Here is a 19,441-nt window from a genome sequence, read left to right as displayed (position 1 = left end):
TGCAAAAGCTTCTGCTTGTAGCATAAAAGCCAAGATGGATGCAAAAGCTCTATTTAAGCAAGCTTAAGCAAGCATCTTTATCGGCCTCATTTGCACAAAAAAGGAGCATTGTGTGGGTTAGCACATAATTGGTGCGTAGGTCAGGCCACCAAAACGGGTAAGGGGAGAGTGGATAGGGTGGTTGCAAACAAGGCCAAGTAAGCTTAAGGATAACCCTAAATTTTTAGAAAAAGTGATTGGGTATTTTAAAAAACACCAAAACGACAAAGTCAAAGGCCCCAAACTCCATTGGTGTAGAGATCCACGCTCTACCCCTTCATGCATTGATAAAACTTGGACTGATCCCCCTAAAACTCTAAAATTTTTTCTCTTACTCCCTCAATGATCCACCCAGGGGTGGAGGCACCTGCACTGATGCCACAGAGGGTTTTGTCATTAAACCACGACTCTTCAAGGTCGTTGAAGTCCTCCACCAAGTAACTATCAGCGCAAAACTCCTTAGCGATGTTAAAAAGCTGTTTGGTGTTCGAAGAGGTTTTGCCCCCTACGATCACCATGATATCCACCTCTTGGCTTAGCTCTCTTACCGCTTCTTGGTTGTCAAAGGTAGCGTTACAAATGGTGTTAAAAATCCGTACCTCAGCGCAACGGGCGATCAAGAAACTAGCAATCTCTAGGAGTTTGGGGGTTTGTTTGGTGGTCTGGGACACCAAAGCCACCCGTTTAGATAGGTTTTGATCCTGCAACTCTGCTAAGGAATTGACGATCAAGGGGGGGGTGCTCGAGTAGCTGATCACCCCCTTGACTTCGGGATGGTTTGCATCCCCAAAGATCACAATTTGATACCCATTCGCGCTCATTTTCTCCACGATCTGCTGGGGCTTGATGACATACGGACAGGTTGCGTCAATGATGTGCGCGCCCTTGTCTTTAAGCAGGGCAAGGTCGTTTTTGGGGATACCATGCGTGCGGATGATCACGCTTTTATCTGCCTGCACGCTTTGCACTTCCTCTTGTACCCGCACATTATAATCCTGCTCTAGTCGTTTGATCTCTTTGGGGTTGTGGATGAGCGAGCCTAGCGTGAGGCTGTTCTTGTTTTTTTGCGCGATTTCAATCGCCCTTTTCACACCAAAGCAAAAGCCGTAATTCTTCGCCATTTTCACACGCATTAGGTACTCCTCTGACACTAAAATTTAGAGCAACTCCAAAACTTGCTTCGCCACTGGAGTGCTTGAAGCGGGGTTTTGCCCTGTAACGATGCACTGGTCGGTGAGGGCAAAGGGAGCCCAATCTGCCGCTTTTTCATACTTAGCCCCCTTGCAACAAGCGCATCCTCGGTCAAATAGGGCACGAGCTTGTCTAATTGCAACGCCTTCTGCTCAATGTTTAAAAGTCTCGCCGAGCCGTGGCACACGAGGACACCACACCTCCATGGTTGTAGATGGGCGACTTGGGTTAATGCGGCGTTGTCCGGGAAATCCCAAACCGCACCATGCCCACCGGCGTAGTCATTGGGGTCGATGGGTGTATAAGTGCCCTTATGACTGGCGTAATCTACAGCGTAGCCAGCTTTTTCAACCTCATGCGCGAAATGGACAGCCTCTCCAAGCCACAAGCTCGTGGGCTTTTCCGCACTAGGATACTTAGAAACATTGGTTATGATGCCTAAAAATTTTTTCATCAATCCTCCTTGTTGTGCGTAAACTACCTTGATGATCCCCTCTTTAAATATACTAGCAGTTTAAATATACTAGCACACTTTGCCAGATTGTCAAGCCCTAGATAATGATGCATTTAAAGAGGTCTAAAAAATGGGGGAAGGAAATGTTCACGCATTCTATGCCCTCTAAAGCCCCCCCGCAATTAAGAAGTGCCATGGCAAAACTCAGCGCAATGCGGTGGTCTTTAAAGCTCTCTAGGGGTGCTTTGGGGCGTTTAAAGCCGCCACCTACAATTTTAAAGCCGTCCTCTAGGGCGTGGCATTCAATGCCTAATTTTTCTAAATTCGTTAAGGTCGTGGCGATGCGATCGCTCTCTTTAAAGCGCAACTCCTTAGCATTTCTAACCTCGCTAACCCCCTTAGCCACGCCCATAGCTACCCCCAAAGCGGGCAGTTCGTCAATGAGGCTGGCGATGTTCTCGTGGATGGTAACCGCCTTTAGGGGACTGTGCTGGATATAAATATCGCCCACGGGCTCTGCGCCCATGTGCCCTTTTGGCTCATAGCGCACCTTTGCGCCCATTTGCTCCAAAACCTTAAAGGCCTCGATGCGCGTGGGGTTTAAAAGCACCCCCTTTAAGAGCGCAGAGCTGCATGGCACCAGTGCTACCGCTAAAGCGAAGTAAAACGCGCTAGAGGGGTCAGCAGGGATACGCCAAGAAAAGGACTCTAGGGGCTTTTGCAAGGGCTCTAGGGTGAGCTTTGAGGGGGTGATTTTAAGGGGCGCACCTAGAGCAAGCAGTGCCCTTTCGCTGTGATCTCGGCTTAAATACGGCTCGCTAAAGTTTAGGGGGTCTTTGGCTTGCAGGGCGGCTAAGAGCAACGCGCTTTTGACTTGGGCGGAGGCGATGGGGCTTTGGTAGTTGATCCCCTTTAGCGGGCTACTGAGCACACTTAAAGGGGCGTGGTTTTGCGCCCTTGCGTGGATGTGCGCACCCATTTGTATTAAGGGTTCAATCACCCGCCCCATGGGTCTTTGGCTTAGGGACTTATCCCCCATCAAAACATAGTGGTTTTGTTGGTGTTGACTGCTGCTTAAAAGCCCGCTTAAAAGGCGCATGCTTGTGCCCGAGTTGTTGCAATTTAGGGGTTTGGTGGGTTCGCTAAAGTGTAAAAGCTTCTTGGGCGGGGTGAGTTTAAGGGTGTTTACGCCCTGTTTTTGCACCTTGAGCCCGAGCGTTTTAACGATGCTTAGCGTGCTTAGACAATCTGCCCCTCGCAAGAGGTTTTCTACAAAGCAGGGCTTTTCACAAAGAAGTGCGAAGATAAGAGCGCGGTGGCTCAAAGACTTATCCGCCCCCAAGCCCTCCAACTCCAAATTAAAGGGCTTGGCGGGCTTGATCTCTAATTTCATTTGAGTTTAGCCCCTAAATCTGTTTCAAGCACGCTTAAAGCCTGTTGCACCACCTCTTGCAACTCGGGGTCGGTTAAGGCTTGCTGGGATTGGATTTTTAAACGCAGGCTTAGGGCGATTTGATTGGCGTTTTCAGGGTAGAGATCAAGGGCTAGGACTTCTTGCAAATAGGGGATATGCACTTTTTTAAGCACCTCTTGCAGGGCACTAAAGGGGCAATCTTTATCTAAAATTAAAGTCAAATCCCTAAAGCTGGTGGGAAGTTTTGAAAATTCTTTGGCTTTGTAGGGCTTGGGGCTTAACAGGCTGCCCTGCACTTCGGCGATGAAGCCCTCTAATAAATCCTCCTCTTGCACCAAAATCGGATTGATTGCCCCGATGACTCCTGCCTTTTGCCCGTCTATCACAATCCACGCGCTGGCATAGGGGTGGTAGGTGGTGCTTAAATAGAGGTGTTCTTGTTGTTCTTTAGGGCTGATGGTTTGCAGGCTAAAAGAGCCTAAGATATGGCTAAGGGTGGTGGCGAAGGCGTAAAAATCCCACTGAGTGCCCTTTGGGTGGGGGTAGTGGGGCAGGCTTTTTAGCCCGCTGGCTACAAAGGCTAGGCTTTGTGTCTCCTTTCTATCCGCACTATATACACTGCCTAGTTCAAACAACGCCACACCCCTAAAGCCTAAGTTTTTATTGTGCGCCACCGCTTGCAAAAGCCCGGGGATTAAGGAAGTGCGTAGGGTGCTAAGATCGCTGTTGATGGGGTTTTGCAGGTCTAGGTGTTCTTGCAAAGTGGGATAATCCAGCTTTTCTAAATATTCTTTTTTGGCAAAGAGATAATGCACGACTTCTTTAAAACCTAGGCTTAGGGCTTTGGTGGCGAGGGTACGCTCAAAGCAATGGCGGGTGTAGTGGGGGTTGTGGCTGGTTTGTTCATTTAAATCAAGCAGTACAGAGGGGATGTTTTCAATCCCCACAAAGCGCAACACCTCCTCGGCGATGTCGGCAACTTGGGCGATGTCGTGCCGAAATAAAGGCACTTGCACGCTAAAATGCTCCTTTTTGGTTTCTACCCCAAAGCCCAGCCCCTCTAAGATGTTTTTAACTTTATCAGTGCCAAGCGCAAGCCCTAAAAGACCGGTGATGCCGTTTAACTCAAACTTGATATGCTTTGGCTCAAGCCCGCTATAAAAACTCTCAAGCTCTAGGGCGGGGCCGTTTAGAGTTTGTAGTGTCTCTTGCAAGATGGCTAAGCCTAGCAAGACTTGCGGCTCGCTACCCCTTGTGGTGCGTTGTGTCAGGCTGGGGGCGTGCTTTGGGGCGTGCTGGCTTAGGCGGGTGGCGGTGTAGGTGGGGTCTAAAAAACTTGCCTCAATCAAGACACTTAAACCCGCATTTTTGGGGGGGTTTAGGGCGATGTTGCTAAGCTCTGTGCCTTGAGAATAGGCGCGCACAAAGCCTAAACTATCCTCTTTAATTTCTATGGGGGTGTTGGGGTAGCCGTGCAACACAACCCCGCTAAGGTGGGTGATGTGGGTCAAGAGATTGTCTAGGGGGTCTTTGCTTAACACATTTTGCAGGGCTAGACTTAGGCGCACTTCTAGGGGCAGGTTTAAAGAGGGGGCGTTAAACTTAGCGTAAGCTAGGGCTAAGTGCTTGGCACTTTGAGCTAAGTTTAAAGCGGGCTTGTTGTTGGGGGTGGGCATACTTGGGGTGTTTAGCTTCAAGCCATAGAGCGCGGCAATTTCTCTAGCCACGCCTAACACACTGGCGCAATCACCCCGATTGGGGGTTAAGCCGATGTCTAAGAGCGTGCCGGCAAAAAAGGGCAATGCGCTTAGTGGTGTGCCAAGTTTTAGGGGCGCATAGCTGTTAATGCTACTATCTAGCACCAAAATCCCCTCTTCAAACTTAGGCAACCCCAGCTCGCTAGCCGAGCAGAGCATGCCAAAACTTTCTACACCCCTTAGCGTGCTGGGCTTGATGTGTAAGTTGCTAGGCAAATGCGCCCCCTCCAGGGCCAGGGCCACAAACTGCCCCGCCTCTACATTTTTCGCCCCACACACAATTTGCAAAACCTCTGTGCCGCTATCCACTTGACACACGCTCAATTTTTCGGCATTGGGGTGTTTATCTTTAGAAAGCACCTTTGCCACCACGACTTTTTCGGGCAAGTTAAAGGGGTGTAGCCCTTCTACTTCTAAACCGATACGGCTTAAGTCCGTGCAAAGCGTGGGGATAGACAAGCTCGAGATGTCTAAAAAATGCGCCAAATGGGCGGTGTGTAGCAGCATTAAAACGCCTCCAGCATGCGTAAATCCGTTTCAAAGAAACTACGCAAGTCGTTGATTTTACAAGAGAGCATGGCAAGCCGCTCGATGCCTAGCCCAAAGGCATAGCCTTGCACGCCCTTTAGCCCCACATTTTTAAACACCCCCGGATGCACGAGCCCTGAGCCTAGCACCTCTAGCCACCCCGTGTTTTTACACACCTTGCAGCCCTTTTGGCTGCAAAAAACGCAGCTAATATCCACCTCTGCGCTAGGCTCGGTGAAGGGGAAAAAGCTAGAACGCCAACGCACCTTCACCGCGCCAAAAAAGGCATGCAAGAACTCTTCTAGCACCTGCTTTAAATGCCCGAAATGAATATTTTTATCCACAACCAGCCCCTCAACTTGGGAAAACATGGGCGTGTGGGTGGTGTCGTAATCGCGCCTAAAGGTGTGCCCCACGGCGATCATTTTGATGGGCAAACCCTGCTCTTGCATGGCGTGGATTTGGGTGGGGGAGGTGTGGGTGCGTAAGAGCTTGTGGTCTTTAAAATAGAAGGTGTCTTGCATGGCTCTTGCGGGGTGGTGGGGGGGGATGTTGAGCGCGCTAAAATTATGAAAATCGTCCTCCACAAGCGTGCCTAGGTGCAGCTTAAAGCCCCTTTGGGTGAAGTGGGCGATGATGCGCTCTTTAGTGTAGCTTAGTGGATGGCCTAAGCTCGCGCTAAAGTGGGTGTGTGCTAGAGTGGGATCTAGCTTCTCAGCTTGCAACCTAGCTTGCAACTCTAGGGTTTGCAGGGCTTTCTTTTTTTTGGCGTGTATCGCACTAAAACTTTCTTTGAAGCGGTTGAGCTCTTGCGCGTAGCTAGCCTTTTGCTCTTGATCTAGGCTTTTTAGCTCAGCAAAGGCGCGGGCGAGCAAGCCCTTTTTGCCCAGCACCAATAGGCGCACCTCCTCAAGCGCGTGTAAATCCCCTGCCTCCTCTAGTTTTTCTAAAGCCACCTGTAATGCCTGCATTCTATCCTTTCTATTGTTGTGGGTTTTGGATGTCTATTTTAAAGGTGTGGATTTCGTTGTGTAGGGTAACCTTCACCACAAGAGTGCCCGGCTTAATGGGTTTGGGGTCGATCACCACAAAGCCCCCCTTGGCCTTGCCATCGGGCCTTAGGGTGGAGCGTTTGAGGTAGTTGATCGCCATAATCTTAAAAGCTTGGCGCTCCTCTTGCATGATCTCTTGCGTCTGCACATCGTCCATCATCATGAAGGGCATGCCAAACATCATGTCGTAAGCCAAGAAGCTGCCCTGTCCGTAGTAGAACATAGAGGGCCCGATGCCATCCTCCACAATGTTGCTGTTGGGCGTGGCAATATTGAACTTTTGCAACACGGGTTCAAAGTCGTAACTGGATTTCATCATTGCTTGAAAGCCCAGCACGGGCAGAGGGCTACCCTTTTCGCTCACAGAGATGTTAGAGGTGTCGAAGTTTAAGGGGGTGCCACTTAAAATCTGCGCCCCCACATAGATCACTAAGGGTGGGTTGTCTAGACCTTTTAATTTCTTTTGGGCGACCTCCACTTGGACTTTAGAGTCGGGTTTGGCGGAGGTTAAAACCTGGATACCGTTGTTATAACTGGCGATTTTTTCGGGCTTGATTTGGTAGCTCACACAACCTGTTAGTAAACTTAGAGCAAGAAAATATGATGCAGATTGGGCTTTCATGGATTCTCCTTTCAATTTCCTTTGGGCTTAAAACTCGAAGCGGTTCCCAAAGAAGCTGTAATCAGCCCCCTTTTCCTTGTGAAACACCTTTTCTAACTGCTCCTTAATGTCATAGTAGCTAAAACTTTCTTTAAAGCCTTCTATTTTACCCCCGCTGGCGTTTTTGTGCCCTCCTCCGTTAAAATATTGTTTACTTAAGTTACTCACATCGCATTTTCCATTAGAGCGCAGGCTTACAGATCCCTTAGGGCTCACATCTATATAAAAGTCAAATTCAGGGTTTTGCTCCAAGAAGAGATTGGCCAAAACACTAATGCCCCCCATGCTGTAACTCAAAAACCCCTTCTTGCCCTCGCACTCTAGGGCGCATTCCTCTTTTTTTTGTGAGAGCAGGGCAACTTGGGCGTTGGAGGCGATGTTGTCCATCGTTTCTAAATCGGGGTTGCCCCCCAAAGCGATTTTTTTCAACCTAAATAAATCGTTGTCAAAGGCAACTTCGCCCTTTTCTTGGTGCAAATAGGTAGGTACTTTCTCTAAAAGGGCAAATTTATAGGCGCGGTGCTCCTCATCAAACATGAAGCGGTTGAGCTCATGGGTGCTTGCGATCATGCGCATGCACACCTTACCAAATTCAAAGCCAAACCCCCCCTCTTGCCAAATATCTATGGAGTTGATCATCTCCACCATGGGAGCTAGGTTTTCGATGTTCTCTAGGGGTGTATAGAGTTTTTGCAAGGTTTCAAAGGTGATCTTAGACGCGCTGCACTCGGTGTCTAGGTGGTACCAATGATAGATGTTGGCTGCGTCTTGGCCGGTGGCGTGGTGGTCTAGGAGCAGCACCTGCACTTCAAGCCCCTGCAAACGCAGAGCATCGCTTTGCTCTTGCAAAAACTGCGCCTCGTTTAGGGTCAAATTCAAATCCGTCACCAAAATTAAAACCTTGCGCTTGGGTTCTAGTACCCGCCCGATGTCGCCTAAAATTTCGTGCAGCCTTGCGCTCACCTCCCGCCCGTAGTTGGCGTTGTAAAACTTGATGTCTCTAAAAAAGTTGCGGCTGATGAATTGGCATCCATAGCCGTCTAAATCAATGTGGGATAAGTGGAAAACTTGCATTTTTGTCCTTAAAAATTAATATTAATTGTGCCGAGTACCTCGTATTTGGCATTCGTGTCTAGTTCAGCGTGGCTGAGCACCACAATGTCGATTTTAAACTGCTCCATTTTTGTGGAGAGCGGACGACGCAACTCGGGATCCACGATGAGAATCACCGGCGCGATCCCCCGCTGTAAGATTTTCATAGACTCGGCAGACACATGTTCGATGAGCTGCTGCATTTCCGTGGTGTTTAAGAGTAAGAATTTACCCGAAGCTTGATCCTTGAGTTTATTTAATAAAAACTGCTCGGTGGCGGTGCCCAGCGTGAGCAATTTTAAAGTCCCGTCCTCGGACTTAAAAATATTGGTGATGACTCTTGAAAGGCGGGCGCGCACCTGCTCGGTTAAAATAGTGATGTCGTTTTGCACGCTAGGCGCAATATCAGTGATGGTTTCTAAAATGGTGAGCATATCTTTAATGGGGATTTTCTCGTGCAAGAGTTCTTGCAACACAGAGCGAATCACCCCTGTGGGGATTTTCTTGGCCTCCTCGACAATGGCGGGGTAATCGTTAGCTAGCCGTTCTAAAAGCGATTTCACCTCGTCTTTGGTGATGAACTCTTCGGCGTAGTTTTTGACCAATTCGCTGGTGTGTGTGGCGATCACGGTGGAGGGGTCGATGATCGTATAACCTTGGATAATCGCCTCCTCTTTGTCTTTGGGTTCGATCCACAGCGCGTCCATCCCAAAGGCGGGCTCTTTAGTGGGAATCCCCTCGATTTCTTTGCCCGCAAAACCCGTGTTCATCGCCAAAAAGCGCTCGGGCATCACGCTCCCATCGCCAATGGTGATTCCTTTGAGCTTAATTTCATAATGCGTGGGAGGGAGCTGGAGATTATCTCTAATGCGGATTTGGGGCATTAAAAAGCCATAATCACTCGCAATCTTTTTACGGATACCTCTAATACGCTCTAACAAATCCCCTCCCTGTTTGATGTCGGCTAGAGAAATGAGCTGGTAGCCTAAAGCAAGCTCTAAAAACTCCACTTTCAACACCTCATTGATGGCCTGTTCTTCCTCTTTTTTGATCTCCTCTGCGCTCTTTTGGGGGCGGGTGGTGGGGGCTTGGTCGGCGGTGGCGGTGGGCCTATGGCTTAGATCAATACCCGTTTTCTTACTCAGCCACGCTTCAAATTTAGAAAATAAATTGTCCTTGCCCTCTCTTGAGATAAGCCATGCGATGAATAAAAACAAACTGCCTACAAAGAACAGTGAAAAAGTGGGTAGTCCCGGCACACTGGCAAAAAGCAAGAGAATAAAGCCCACAATGACCAAGGTTTTGCTCTTGTCTGTAAGCTGGGTGATGAGCTTACTGGCGAAGTTTTCTTCCTCGTGCTGGGTGGTACGGGTGGCGACAATGCCCGTAGCGGTAGCGATGATGAGTGCCGGGATTTGGCTCACTAGGCCATCGCCAATGGTTAAAATCGTGAAGGTGGAGGCACTAAAGGCCATGGTCATGTCCCTTTGGAACACCCCGACTAAAAAGCCCCCGATGATGTTGATTAGAGTGATGATGATGGAGGCGATCGCATCGCCCTTGACGAACTTGCTTGCCCCGTCCATTGCGCCGTAAAAGTCGGCTTCTTGGCTCAGTGCTGCGCGCCTTTTTTTTGCCTCTTCATTGTCAATGAGCCCCGAGTTTAAATCCGCATCGATCGCCATCTGCTTGCCCGGCATCGCGTCTAAGGCAAAACGCGCGCGCACCTCTGTAACGCGTGTTGAACCATTGGTAACCACTAATAAATTCACCAAAACTAGAATACTAAAAATGATCGTCCCGATGACATAATTCCCGCTCACGGTGAATTCCCCAAAGGCACTGATGATGTCGCTCACCGCGCTAGGTCCCTTGTAGCCCTGGGTTAAGATCATGCGCGTGGTGGCGACATTGAGCGCGAGGCGGTAAAGCGTAACAATCAAGAGCAAGGTGGGGAAGGCGCTAAAGTCCGTGGGCTTCGTGATGTAAAGCCCGATTAAAATGATAAGCACTGATAAGGCAATGGAGATGGTGAGCAAGAAGTCGAGCAAAAAGGGCGGTAAGGGGACAATGATGATTGCCAAAATTGCAATCACAAAGACAACAACGGTTAAGTCCTTAGACTGGGTGAGTTGCCTTAAAAAAGGGAATGTCCGTTTTAAAATGCTCTTTTGCTTGTTGCGAGCCACTAACTGCCTTGAGTTAAATTATATTAAAATCCCTGCATTCTACAATCTTTCATGTAAAATTTGACTTTTTAGGTTATAATGCAAACTTGTGTAATTTTCCTATAGGAGGTCTTCATGGCTTTAAGTACGGAGAAGAAGCAAGAGATCATCAAACGCTTCGCCCGACAAGATAATGATACAGGTTCTAGCGAGGTGCAAATCGCCCTCTTGAGCCAAAGGATTGCGGACTTGACTGCCCATTTAAAAAACAACCCCAAGGATCACTCTAGCCGCTTGGGGCTTTTAAAACTCGTGGGTCATCGCAAAAACCTACTTAAATACCTTAAAGACACACAGCATGACCGCTATGTCACACTCATTGAAGCACTAGGTATCAAGAATCGTTAATGCTTTGGGCTTCAAACGCCGTTAGCGTTTTTTTTGCCCTATTTTTTCTGCTTTCTTTCAAAAGAGCGGGGGCGCATGGACTGCTGGTCATACTTATGTTCGGTGCGCTTGTTTATTATTTCCTCTATAAACCTCCCATTAGGCCCTCCAAAGAATGCAAATGGCTAGCTGGGGCTTTTGTGCTCATGTTTTTAAGCGTGTTGCCCAGCCTCTTTATCCAAAGCGACTTAGAAAGTTGGCGCTACAACCTGCCCACTTTGGAAATGCCCCTGCTCTATGTCTTTGGGGCGGTGGCGTTGGTGTGTTTAAGCGGAGCCAATCTCACCCTCAAACAGAGTTTGATTTTTACGAGCATGGCGATCGCTTGTGTGCTCAATGGGGGCATTGCCCTCGTCCAAAGGGTCTTTTTGAGCGTGGGGCGGGTGGATGGCTCTAGCAGCATCATGGCGTTTGTGGTGCTGACTAGCATGGCAGTTTTTGGATGCTATATCCACGCCCTTCACACCCATAAACGCCTAGAAAAAATTCTCTTTAGTGCGGCGTTGTTGCTGGGCTTTGTCGTGGTGCTCTTTAGCGGAACACGTACGGCGATGCTCGCCTTCGCTCTTGGCTTTCTTGCCCTCTCTGTTTTGGTGCTGTATTTGCAAAAATCTTGGCGCGCCCTGCCCTTCATGTTGGCGATCGCTTTGAGTTTTGTGGCCATGTTTGGCATCGACTATACCCTAGAGCATGAAGGGGTGTTGAAAACCCCCCGTAACGCCTATGAAAACTTCAGTCACGATTTACAACTCTACGCCCAAAAAAACCCCAACACAAGCACGGGATTGCGTATCGCCCGTTGGAAAGTTGCCATTGCCATCGCTAGACTTTCGCCCATTTTTGGCATGAGTCCTAGCACCAAGTGCGCAAGATTGCCCGAAATTTTAGCTTTAGCGCATTCTTATAGAAAGGCTGACGAGATCGATTGTGGGGAAAAGTACGAAAACGAAATCCTGAACACCCTAGCCCGCCGGGGGCTGGTGGGTGTCGCCGTACTGCTTTTGTTTTGGGGAGTGGTGGGGCGTTTCTTTTGGCAAAACTTGCGTGTTGCACCTGAAATTTCTTTGTTTGGGCTTGGCATGTTGGTCTTTTATGTCGTGTTTGCCATGGGCTTTGACCCCTTTTCTTTCTTTACAGAGGGGAGCTTTTTTATAGGGATGGTGGTGATGGCTACACTTGTCACAAGCCAACGCAATCTTGTCATCCTTTGACCGCGTTCAACACTCTGTAGTGTTTAAAACGCAAAAGACACATATCTTGTTTGCTCTCTTTTTTCTATGTGCTGAATACTAACCAATATTTTATATTGGCCAAAACTTTTTAACCCAAAAAAGTATAGGTTTTAGAGTGCTAGAGGTAAATGTGAGTCAAGACCATAAATGATCAAAACAGGCAAAATTACGCAACGGGATTATAAGTTTACTAGACAAATAAACGACTTGACAACACTTTATTGAGGGTTTTGATCGGTGGCATGGCATTACATAAACAAGAGATGTAAGATTTATTCAAGTTGCCCAAACAGGCGTGGCCGATGCCTATTTATGCTGGCTTTGAATCCTGATGATGATAAACATTGCTAAAAAGCTGTGGATATGGAGGATTTTCTAGGGCATTATAGACTGGCAGTCGTGTATAAAAAGGAGAGGTGTAAAAAAGACGAACCTAAGGTAGAGCAATCTTATAAAAAGGCTTGCACTACAGGTTTTGACAAGAATTGTGCAAGTCTTTGGTGAAGGCACAAAAAGCACCCATGTCTTTTAGACTCTTTAAAATCTTTGTATTCAGGCCTTGTGGGCTTAAACTTGCGTCTAAGATATAAGTGCAAACACCTAAAAGTGCACAGGCTTGTAAAAGGCGCTCTTGGGTACGCTCTAAAAATTCCAGTCCACGGGATTCTATAAAATCATGGGTTTTGGTATGTAGGCGCTCTTTTAAAGCTTGGGGGGGGAGTTTGAGTACAAAGACGCAATTTGGCAACACCTCTAATAAGCCATGGACTCTGTGTAAGTCTAGGGCTTGCTCTAAGGGGTAGGGGGCGTAGGCAAGCCCTGAGATTAAAGAACGATCGCTAAAGATGAGTTGGTGGAAGTTGGGTTTTAACACCTCTTCTAAGTGCAGCGCGCGATCGGCTAGAAACAATAAAAACTGCGTATCGAGGCTTAAATTCTCGTATAACACCTTTTGGCGCAGGGCTTGCCCTAACTTAGTGCCTCCCGGCTCCTTGGTGAAAATAGCATGAGGGTAGGCCTCTTTAAGCAGCATGATTTGTGTACTTTTGCCGCTGGTGTCCACCCCCTCTAAGGCAATAAACATTTAAAACCTTTGCTGGATAAATTCTAACACAAGGGGGGGGACTAGATGGTCGATTTGCCCCTTGTGATTTAAAATGGAGCGCACCACGGACGAGCTGATGAAGGCGTTTTGTAAGGTGGGCATGAAAAACATGGTTTCTAGTGCAGGATTCAAGGACTTGTTGGCATAGCCCATTTGAAACTCAAATTCAAAATCGCTCACCGCCCTAAGTCCTCTGATGATCCACTTGCAGTTATACGACTTGGCTAAGCCACACAACAGCCCCTCAAAGGCGAGGCATTGGACATTGTCCAAAGACTTCGTGGCCAGTTGCAGCATTTCTAAGCGCTCTGGTAGGCTAAACATGGGGTTTTTGGCATGCGACTTTGCCACCGCCACGATGAGGGGGTTAAATAAATCCGCCCCCTTTTTGATGATGTCTAAATGCCCGTTGGTGATGGGATCAAAGGTCCCGGGATAAATGGCCGTGTGCATTAAACCCCCCAGCGCTGGTATAAGTCATGGGCAATGCCTAGCGCGTCAAACCACTTGCCCACCAAAAACAGCTCCATGCTCTCTAAATCCTTGGGCTTGGTGTAGTAGGTGAGTAAAGGGGGAGCGATGATCGCCCCGGCCTTAGCGAGTTTTAATAAATTTTCAAGGGCAATGGAGTGCAGGGGTAACTCCCTAGGGGCGATGAGAAGTTTTTTTTGCTCTTTGAGGGCGACTGCAGCCGCGCGGCTTAAAAGGTCATCGCAAAGGCCATGGGCGATTTTACTAAAGGTGTTGAGGCTGGCTGGGATCACCGCCATGGCATCTATGTTGAAACTGCCAGAAGAGATGGGCGCGTCTATTTCGTGGTGCTTATAAAGTGTGTAGGGTCGTTTGAGTTCTTTTAACTTCTCGTTAAAGTTTAGCCCCATTTCGGCGAGAGCGGCCTTTTTAGCATGGGCACTCAGCACGATGAATAGCTCCACTCCAAGCGGTAAGTTTTCCACAAAACGCCACGCCAAATGTACCCCGCTCGCCCCGCTCACGCCCAAAACCAATTTCACAGCACTTCCCCCTTTAAAAACCCTGTGATTTTCACTTGTACGACCTTTTTGCTCGCTACATTGAGGGCTTGGATCACTTGGCCTAGCCCCCCATTTTCTAAAGCTTGCAAAGAGGTTTCTAAAAAGATCGCTCCCTCTTTTAGCGTGGCGTGGAAAATCTCGTGCTTATAAACTAAAATCTGCGCCCCGACCTTGTCGATGCTTAAAAGCGTGTTGGCGGCTAGAAAACTCCGTGCGCTAGAGTTATTGATGTAAGATGCATCTATGGGCATGGCAAAAAAGCGGGTGAAGGGGATGCTCACTTGGTAGGTGTTGCTGGCATCTAGGTTTTGGTCTTTTCTTAGCATACTCTTAGACTTATAGACTTGGATGGTAGCTTTGATTTTATAGCGCACCCATACACTGGCATTTTGTAGGCTCAAGTTTAGCAGTCCCTCTTGGTTTAAAAATTGCTGGGGGCGCAGCTGCAGGTTTAAATCTTGGGGGGTTTTGGCACTCTTTATAATCTGCTCCAGGGTGGCAAGGCTACCGCTGGCAAGGCTGATTTGCACCGCTTGGACTTTTAAGGGGTATTTGGCGTAAAAGTCTGTGTAAGCCTGTTTAATCGCCTGCTCTAAAAGCCCCTGGGCGATTAGGGGCAGGGTGAGTAAAATCAGGAGTAAAAATCTCACAGCTCAAGCTTCTTTACAGAGGTGGGTGGCAACCACACAAGCCCGTGATTAAAAGACACCTGAAAATACCCCCCACTAATGCTTTTAATGAAGCCAGAGCCATGCTGTGCGTGGTGTACACGATCACCCACACACAAGGTTTGGACAAGCCCTGCTTCTTTGATGAAGCGAGAGGGGGTTGAATCTTTCCAAAAAAACTTTTTTTGTACGCTACAAAGGTAGGCTTCTTCTTTAGCCCTTGTGATGGCGACATAAGCCAAGCGCCGCTCTTCTTCAATATTCGTGTATTCTCCGGTAAAAAAGTCCTTCTTTTCAATGGGGAAAGTGCCTTCTTCAAGACCTATGATAAACACCACCCTAAACTCCAATCCCTTCGAGGCGTGCACGGTCATGCACTGCACGCCCTTAGTGGTTGTGGAATCGGTAGTGGGGTCATCTGTTTCTAGGGCAATTTGGTCTAAGAAGTCTTGCAAGGACACAGAGCCTCTGAGCTCAAACGATTCACAGATAAAGTCTTGCAACATTGTTGCAAAAGCCAAGATGCGCTCTAAGACTTCATCATCGGTGTCATTGGCGCTTGATTCTTTGTCAATCTGGGCATAACCGGCGAGCAATTCTAGGGCTTGCTTGGGCGTGCTAAGATGCATTGCTTTGGCGGACAAGTCGTCTAAAATGGTGAAAAATCCTTGTAGGTGCGTGTGGACCTTGGGAAAGTCTTGAAACAAGCCCTCTTGGTAGGCCTTGGCGATGCTGTGGTGTTTGTTGGTGGCGGTGTTTTGGATTTTTTCTAGGCTTTTCTTGCCAAACCCCTCTGATTTTTTAAGCAAACGCACCAGTGCCCCATCATCGTCGCGGTTTACTAAAGCACGCAAGTACGCTAAGCGGTCTTTGATCTCAGCCCTCTCAAAAAAGCCCGTGCTCCCCACAATGGTGTAGGGGATGTTGGCTTCTCGTAGGGTTTTTTCTAATCCACTAGCAAGGTGTTTCAAGCGGTATAAAATGGCAATTTCTTCATAGGGGATGTTTTTAGCTCTACACGCATTGATTTTGTCGCAAATAAATGTATGTTCTTCTTTGGTTTCTTTGAAGTGTTCGTATTTTATGTTTTCATCTGAGCCTTGGTTTTTTTGGCTAAAGAGGGTTTTTTCGTGGCGGCATTGGTTGTGGGCGATGAGTTGGTTTGCAGAGCCAACAATGTTGGGGATGGAGCGGTAGTTTTGCTCGAGCTTAATGATTTTAACGCCCTTAAAATGGCGGTCAAACTCTAAAATATTTCTAATTTCTGCCCCATTAAAACCATAAATGCTCTGGTCGTCATCGCCCACCACGCAAAGGTTATCGTGCGTACAACAAAGTTGTTGGAGCAGTTTAAACTGTAGGGGGTTAGTGTCTTGGTATTCATCCACTGAAATGTATTGGTAAAATTGGCTGACTTGTTTGGCTAGCTCTGGGTATTCGGCCAAGAGTGTATAAGGAAACGCGATGAGGTCATCATAATCTACGCAATTTCCCCTTTCTAAGTGGTCTAGATACAGACCATAAGCTTCGTTGAACACAAAATCAGAATTGCCTCTCCAAATGATGTGGCCGTTTTTAATTAAAGAAAAACCTTTAAATAAAAAGTTAAGGAAGTGTTTGTCGTCTTCCCATGATTTCTCATAATGCTGTTTGTAGGGGAGCAAGAGGGATTTGAGTTCTCTTTTGAGCTCCTGGGGCGTTTTGATGATGAAGTCCTTGTTGCGCCTTAAAAACTCCGCATATTTTTCATTTTTAAGTGTTTTTCTAAGGAAGAAATTCCCAAAGCTATGGAAAGTACACAGCATGGGTCTGTAGTGGCCACGCCACTCCCCTAAGAGAGCCAGCGTCCTTTCGCGCATTTCCTTAGCGGCTTTGTTGGTGAAGGTTAAGGTGAGCGTGTTTTTAGGGTGTACTCCAATAGAGCCGATGAGATAAGCTAGGCGGGTGGTTAGGGTCTTGGTCTTACCACTACCTGCGCCGGCTAGGATTAAAAGGGGCCCTTTGGTGTGGCACACCGCTTCTTGTTGGGCGGGATTTAAACCATCTAGTAAAGCTTGAAGATTCATCTTAAATCCTGGCTATCTGTGGGCTCTTTTAATTTAAAGTCAAAGTAAGTGGAATGGAAATTGTGGGTCTTGATCGCGCTAAAGTTATTAAGACTCGCTTCCAAATTGCCTGCCTGTTGGTAGAGCAACCCCAGGCCATAGCGCACATCGTAATTGCCTGAATCCATCGTCTTGCCAATCTCTAAGAGCAAGGCGGCATCATCAAACCGTTTCAAGGCAATGTAAGACAAGCTCGCCAACTCGTAAACCTCCATTTCGTGGTCCCCCATTTGGTCGATGAGAGCGTTGTAAATGCCCACAGATTTTTCATACTGCTTTTGGAAGATGTGGATCAAGGCGAGCATGCGCAGCAAGTCGATGCTCATCTCTTTATCCTGTGTGGAGCTAAGGCGCATGTTGATCTGCTCCTCCTCGTGTTCTAAAAGCCCCGTGATGAAACCCATGTAAATATACATCTTGCGCGCCAAGATGGGGCCGTGCAACAGTTCCTCAAAATCTGTTTTCTTGTTGGTTAAGAAGGCGTAAGCTCCCAGCATTTGGCGGATATCGGCACGGTATTTAAGCATCATCTCGTAGAGCACATTCGTGAGCATGTTGTGGGGGTGCATCTTCTTTAGGGCGGTAAAGTTGTCCACCAAACCTTGCTTGTCGCGGGCCCGACTGGCGTAAGCCACCCCTAGAGCGTAGTAAATGCTTAGGGGCTTTTTGGCTTCTTGAAGCCAGCCCAAATCGTCGTTGCTCGCCCCGTTAATATAGGAGATGAAGGAGTTTAAAAAGGCGCGTTCATTGGGGTCTTTAAAATGCAGGCTATGAAAATCAGAACTGAGTTGTTTGAGCAGGGCACTGGGGTCGCGGTAGTCTAAATACATCGCCATCACCGCAAAGATGCCCGCAAGGACATTCTTGTTGTTCAGGCGGTAGGCTTTATTGAAGTGGAAGCTGGCCTTATGGAAGTTTTCCAACTGGGCGTAAACAAGCCCTGTATCGTAGTGCGTCACGGAGCTGTTAGGATTGGCTTCTAATGCGCGTTTAAATTCTTTCAGGGCAAGACGCAAATGGGAGGCACTTAGGTGCTTTAGACCTGCGATCATGTGCTGGTTGGCAAAACTGCTCTTCTTGCTCCTCTCCAATAAATCCAGCGCACCCATCAAATCTTGAGTGCCCTCGCTGTTAACAAGAAAAACCCCCTCTTGGATCGAGCCTAGGGCTCCTTTGACATCCACCAATTTATAAGGGGCGTAGTAAAAGAGCACTCGATAGATGGGCAGGCCTAGCCCATCTCTAAAATTCGTGGTCCAAAAGTCTTTGCGGATCGTGTTGACATCAAAGAAATTCCCATTTAAAACGGGCTCAATAGGGTAGGTGTCGGTTAAAATCTTTTCTTGGTGTTTGTTCTTGTTGATGCCACGAAGTAGGCTGCCAAGGATCTCTGACACCCCGCTAAAATCTCCCATTTTCAGCGCGATGATCTCCAAAGCGACTAAAACATCTTTATCCCCAGGGTAACGCCCATTATAGGTCTGCAAATGGTCGATGGCCCGCTTGTAATCGCCCTCGCGTGCATAAAGCAAGCCTAAAGCCTTGTCGTCTTTGGGTGTGGCGATGGCGTTTAAATTCTTGAGGGCGTTGGTTGTGTCCCCAAAGAGCAGATACATCTTTGCTGCCAAGCGTTGCCGGTCCATATTGAATAAATTGGAGTTGGGGTTGGTTAAAGCACTCAAGGTTTCAAAGTAATGCCCTCCGTAGTAGAGGGTGAGGCCATAGACATAAGAGTAAATGGGTTGTTTGGCTAAATCTTGGACATGCTCCTCAGCCACCTTTAAATAGCGGGTGTAGAGGTCAAAGTTGTTCAGGTAAAAAGAGGCCACCATGGCATCAATGGCATTCACACTCATATTGTTGTTGGCCGAGATGGCGTTTTCAAAGGCCTGCAGTGCCCCGGTGTAGTCGTGTTTGCGCATGCGGATCACGCCCAAATTATGGTTGGCGATGCTGCTGGAGGTGTGGGCAATGTCGCCGAAAATCTGCAACGCCTCATCTGTTTGCCCTTGGCTGTAGAGGATGTCTGCCTTTTGGATCAAGGTGTTGATTTGTTTTTCATTGCTTAAGTGGACATGGCTGTTGCTGTTATCTCTTAGAGTGGGCAGGTTGTCAAAAATAGACCCATCGCCCTTTTCCGCTTCGACCAGTTTGGTCAGTTGCTGTTTGGTACTTTGGCTTAACTTTTCTTCATAGCGGTCTTCATGGGCGATGAAACTCGTGGCCAGCCCCACTAGGGCGATCAAGACCACCACCCCTGTCCCCCCCAACACCGAGAAATAGAGTCTAGGGCGGTTGCGTAAATTGCTTAAAAACTCTTTGGGATTGGCACTTTTAAATGGGAGGTTTTCCTTGCTAAAGAAATTTTTAGCCTTATTGCCTAGAGAAACAGCCCGATCTCTTAGGCTAGGCTTTTCATTTTGCAACTCTGCTTCCTCTAGGTCTGGTTGTGGGTTGCCTCTTTGATTCCTGGGGTTTTCATCGACCATGCTAA

At 47.9% G+C, this 19,441-nt stretch carries 16 protein-coding genes; 2 read left to right on the top strand and 14 right to left on the bottom strand.

The genetic code is table 11. From position 1 onward, the window contains the following. Positions 1-347 precede the first annotated feature (347 nt). The 8 genes from AOG36_RS06395 to flhA all read right to left on the bottom strand — a co-directional run bounded on the left by AOG36_RS06395 (position 348) and on the right by flhA (position 10,377). Positions 348-1,172: a 4-hydroxy-3-methylbut-2-enyl diphosphate reductase gene (locus tag AOG36_RS06395; protein ID WP_015106932.1), complete on the bottom strand. Its 825-nt coding sequence runs from the start codon at positions 1,170-1,172 to the stop codon at positions 348-350. Positions 1,173-1,189: 17 nt separating this feature from the next. After that, entirely contained in the window at positions 1,190-1,684 is a 495-nt protein-coding gene (locus AOG36_RS06390; protein WP_015106933.1) for a type 1 glutamine amidotransferase family protein, read from the bottom strand. 97 nt (positions 1,685-1,781) lie between these two features. Next, complete coding sequence (aroA, locus tag AOG36_RS06385; protein ID WP_015106934.1) at positions 1,782-3,077, bottom strand: 3-phosphoshikimate 1-carboxyvinyltransferase; 1,296 nt, start codon at positions 3,075-3,077, stop codon at positions 1,782-1,784. Further along, positions 3,074-5,362 (bottom strand): YtpR family tRNA-binding protein, encoded by a 2,289-nt coding sequence (gene ytpR / locus AOG36_RS06380; protein ID WP_015106935.1) that lies wholly within the window; start codon positions 5,360-5,362, stop codon positions 3,074-3,076. The genes aroA and ytpR overlap by 4 nt, the downstream gene beginning before the upstream one ends. Continuing rightward, positions 5,362-6,354 (bottom strand): phenylalanine--tRNA ligase subunit alpha, encoded by a 993-nt coding sequence (gene pheS / locus AOG36_RS06375; RefSeq protein WP_015106936.1) that lies wholly within the window; start codon positions 6,352-6,354, stop codon positions 5,362-5,364. The genes ytpR and pheS overlap by 1 nt, the downstream gene beginning before the upstream one ends. Positions 6,355-6,364: 10 nt before the next feature. Next, positions 6,365-7,057 carry a hypothetical protein gene (locus AOG36_RS06370; protein WP_015106937.1) on the bottom strand — a complete coding sequence of 231 codons (693 nt, stop codon included), beginning with the start codon at positions 7,055-7,057 and terminating at the stop codon, positions 6,365-6,367. Between the two features lie 27 nt (positions 7,058-7,084). Beyond that, the gene (locus AOG36_RS06365; protein WP_015106938.1) at positions 7,085-8,170 is read right to left on the bottom strand and encodes a DHH family phosphoesterase; all 1,086 of its coding nucleotides are present in this window, start codon (positions 8,168-8,170) and stop codon (positions 7,085-7,087) included. Positions 8,171-8,178: 8 nt separating this feature from the next. Then, positions 8,179-10,377, bottom strand: a complete 2,199-nt coding sequence (flhA, locus tag AOG36_RS06360) for a flagellar biosynthesis protein FlhA (RefSeq protein ID WP_053825691.1) — start codon at positions 10,375-10,377, stop codon at positions 8,179-8,181. 114 nt (positions 10,378-10,491) lie between these two features. Between flhA and rpsO the strand changes: the two genes are divergently transcribed. Together rpsO and AOG36_RS06350 are read left to right on the top strand one after the other, a co-directional pair. Then, the gene (rpsO, locus tag AOG36_RS06355) at positions 10,492-10,764 is read left to right on the top strand and encodes a 30S ribosomal protein S15 (protein ID WP_015106941.1); all 273 of its coding nucleotides are present in this window, start codon (positions 10,492-10,494) and stop codon (positions 10,762-10,764) included. Between the two features lie 185 nt (positions 10,765-10,949). After that, on the top strand, positions 10,950-12,014 hold the full coding sequence (locus tag AOG36_RS06350) for an O-antigen ligase family protein (protein WP_231630258.1): 1,065 nt from the start codon (positions 10,950-10,952) through the stop codon (positions 12,012-12,014). Between the two features lie 487 nt (positions 12,015-12,501). On the opposite strand, the gene tmk is transcribed toward AOG36_RS06350, so the two are convergent. Genes tmk through AOG36_RS06320 form a run of 6 tightly spaced genes read right to left on the bottom strand, consistent with a single transcriptional unit; the run spans position 12,502 to position 19,436 of the window. Then, entirely contained in the window at positions 12,502-13,119 is a 618-nt protein-coding gene (tmk, locus tag AOG36_RS06345; RefSeq protein WP_015106945.1) for a dTMP kinase, read from the bottom strand. Continuing rightward, complete coding sequence (gene coaD / locus AOG36_RS06340; RefSeq protein ID WP_015106946.1) at positions 13,120-13,593, bottom strand: pantetheine-phosphate adenylyltransferase; 474 nt, start codon at positions 13,591-13,593, stop codon at positions 13,120-13,122. It abuts the gene before it with no gap. Continuing rightward, complete coding sequence (locus AOG36_RS06335) at positions 13,593-14,153, bottom strand: UbiX family flavin prenyltransferase (RefSeq protein ID WP_053825689.1); 561 nt, start codon at positions 14,151-14,153, stop codon at positions 13,593-13,595. The genes coaD and AOG36_RS06335 overlap by 1 nt, the downstream gene beginning before the upstream one ends. Then, positions 14,150-14,824, bottom strand: a complete 675-nt coding sequence (flgA, locus tag AOG36_RS06330) for a flagellar basal body P-ring formation chaperone FlgA (protein WP_015106947.1) — start codon at positions 14,822-14,824, stop codon at positions 14,150-14,152. The genes AOG36_RS06335 and flgA overlap by 4 nt, the downstream gene beginning before the upstream one ends. Beyond that, positions 14,821-16,908 (bottom strand): ATP-dependent helicase, encoded by a 2,088-nt coding sequence (locus AOG36_RS06325; RefSeq protein WP_015106948.1) that lies wholly within the window; start codon positions 16,906-16,908, stop codon positions 14,821-14,823. Before AOG36_RS06325 ends, flgA begins: the two co-directional genes overlap by 4 nt. Beyond that, positions 16,905-19,436: a tetratricopeptide repeat protein gene (locus AOG36_RS06320; protein WP_015106949.1), complete on the bottom strand. Its 2,532-nt coding sequence runs from the start codon at positions 19,434-19,436 to the stop codon at positions 16,905-16,907. The genes AOG36_RS06325 and AOG36_RS06320 overlap by 4 nt, the downstream gene beginning before the upstream one ends. Positions 19,437-19,441 lie beyond the last annotated feature (5 nt).

The organism is Helicobacter heilmannii, assembly GCF_001283065.1.
GTDB classification, from domain to species: domain Bacteria; phylum Campylobacterota; class Campylobacteria; order Campylobacterales; family Helicobacteraceae; genus Helicobacter; species Helicobacter heilmannii.
Note: the sequence above shows the minus strand (reverse complement) of the source record. Positions and strands in the feature narration are given on the sequence as shown.